The organism is Luteibacter sp. P4_E6 (assembly GCF_056401535.1).
The window spans coordinates 1-2162 of record NZ_JBFUJE010000616.1; the positions used below are offsets into that span (position 1 = coordinate 1).

A 2162-nucleotide genomic window follows, 5' to 3' on the forward strand; every position below is an offset into this window, starting at 1 on the left:
GGATGATGTCCATCAAGTGATACGGGACAATGACCGCTGGTTGGAGCGCAGCAATTCGGGCGTTACGGGTATCTGGGATATCAAGAGTCCCTACGACGGCGTAGCTACCACAAGCTGGCGAACCGACCCGGTGACTTCCGCCCGGAATGTGCTGCAGATCGACAAAATCGTATTCCCGGTGGACGTTGACATCGATTGCTCGACGCTGCGAACCGGCAATGCCACGGAACTCAAGATCAGGCCAGTCAAGGGAACGAAGCCGCTGAAGGCCATCGCTGTCTACGCTGGATCATGGTCGACCTGCGCCATCCTCGACGATCACAGTGCCCGCTGCTGGGGCTCCGAACTCGGCCTGATGGAGGGGAAAATTCCCGTGCCCGGTGTGACGGCCATGGGCGGGCTCAACGGAAACGAATGCGTGATTGCCCAAGGCGGCGAGGTCACTTGTTGGGCCGACAGCAACGTGGTTCTCGAGACACCACGCAAGATTCCCGGCCTGGCCCACGTCAAGAGCCTTGGCAAGGGAACAGCACTGTGCGGCATTAGGGACGACAACAGCCTGTTTTGCACCGACGCGAAAGGCCATGTGGGCGCCATCCCAGGAGTGCCTTCTGCCATCGATGTGGCGAGCGATACCACTTACGGTGCCAGGCACTGTGCCGTGGTACCCGGTGGGGACGTCGTCTGCTGGGGTGACCTTGCGACTCACAACCCGGGCGGCGAGGAGGAAGCCCTCGTCAAGAGCGAACCGCCTACGCGTGTTTCCTTCGTACACGATGCGGTGAAGGTCGTTGGAAGCGACTGCGCCCTGCTGCGAGATGCATCGATCACCTGTTGGCAATACCGCCCCGATAGCGAGGCGGTCGCCATCCTCCCAAGGAAAACAGCGCCGCTGACCGGCTTTCGCGATATCGCCAGTGGCGGTGACACATGCGGCGTGCTCACAGATGGCAGGGTCAAGTGCCGGCTGTTCGATCGCCCGGTCCTTATTCCTGGCGTTGAACACGCCATCGCGATCAGTGTCGGCGTGGACCAGGGCTGCGCCGTCATCGAAGGGGGTGGTATCCGCTGCTGGGGACAAAACGGATATGGCACCCTGGGCAGTCTCGCGAATCGGGGTGCTCCCACCTACGACGACTCGCAATACGCTTCTCATGCACCCATCGGATTCGTGAACTTTCGTGAAGAGGGTCAGTAACGGGCGTGGAAGGGAACCTAATGAAGAAAACACGAATCTCAGCCACGATCTTCTTGATCACGTTCCTCGGCGTGACGCTCTCCACTTTCGCGTCGGAATCTGCTGGAAGTTCCGCAGTTGACGGCGCTTTTCTGACATTGAGCTTGGATGTCGTGCACGGTCACACGGCTTACCGCTCCTTCGAGACTACCCCGCGTACCCGCAAGACCTTCTCCGAGATCTGCGCGAAGGGTAAAGACGTCTGGGTCAATAATCGGAAGACGTCGTGTGTCAGATCCGAGGTACTTGACGAGGGCAAGGGCATCGAGGTGGACGTCGCCGCGGCTCCGCCAACTTCTCCAGAGTCGTACTTTCTCGTCTCCGCGTATCYTTCAACGTCAATGGAGCTTCGAGCCCTGTCGAACGACGAGAGGCTGGCACTTACGCGATCCCTGGAGAACGGAGATGCCGGGTCGCCGAAGACAAAGATAACGAGCAGCACCCTGATCCGCGCGAGAGCTGTCTCCGGTGGCGGCCGCGTATATCTGTTTGTTGCGACCGGTCAGGACCGCGAGGGTAACCGTCTCACTCACGTGTTTGCCCTCACCGCCGGAAAGGCGCGTTTTCTTGGTGAGCTGCCTGACTGGCCAGACAAAGTCGTTGATCTCGGTCGAAAGGGTCTCGTGTGGGCCATCCTGAATAAGTCGGGTGACGCACGAGTCATCCAGGTGCTATCCCTTTGGCCGTCGATCGCGCCCGAAATGTACGCCGGTGAGGGTGGTTGAGTACCAGCCGCGCTTACTCCGGCGCCTTTGCCGGCACGAACGGCGATACCGGGTCACTCGCCGGGAACGTTTCTTCCAGCGCCTGGTCCTGGTTGTCGCTGGCCTTGTCCTTACGCGATTTCTTTTCCTCAGCCGTTTCCGGATGCGAGGGTTGACCGTGGTCGGGGTGGTTTACGTCCTGGCGGTCGTGGGTCATGGCA

At 60.2% G+C, this 2162-nt stretch carries 3 protein-coding genes; 2 read left to right on the forward strand and 1 reads right to left on the reverse strand.

Features of this window, described 5'->3' with window-relative positions; all coding sequences use genetic code 11:
• Together AC1DT2_RS21505 and AC1DT2_RS21510 are read left to right on the forward strand one after the other, a co-directional pair.
• A partial coding sequence (locus tag AC1DT2_RS21505; protein ID WP_477298614.1) for an RCC1 domain-containing protein occupies positions 1-1198 on the forward strand: 1198 nt, incomplete at its 5' end.
• A gap of 20 nt (positions 1199-1218) precedes the next feature.
• Positions 1219-1962: a hypothetical protein gene (locus tag AC1DT2_RS21510; RefSeq protein WP_477298611.1), complete on the forward strand. Its 744-nt coding sequence runs from the start codon at positions 1219-1221 to the stop codon at positions 1960-1962.
• Positions 1963-1975: 13 nt separating this feature from the next.
• Here AC1DT2_RS21510 and AC1DT2_RS21515 read toward each other — a convergent pair.
• A partial coding sequence (locus tag AC1DT2_RS21515) for a hypothetical protein (protein ID WP_477298613.1) occupies positions 1976-2162 on the reverse strand: 187 nt, incomplete at its 5' end.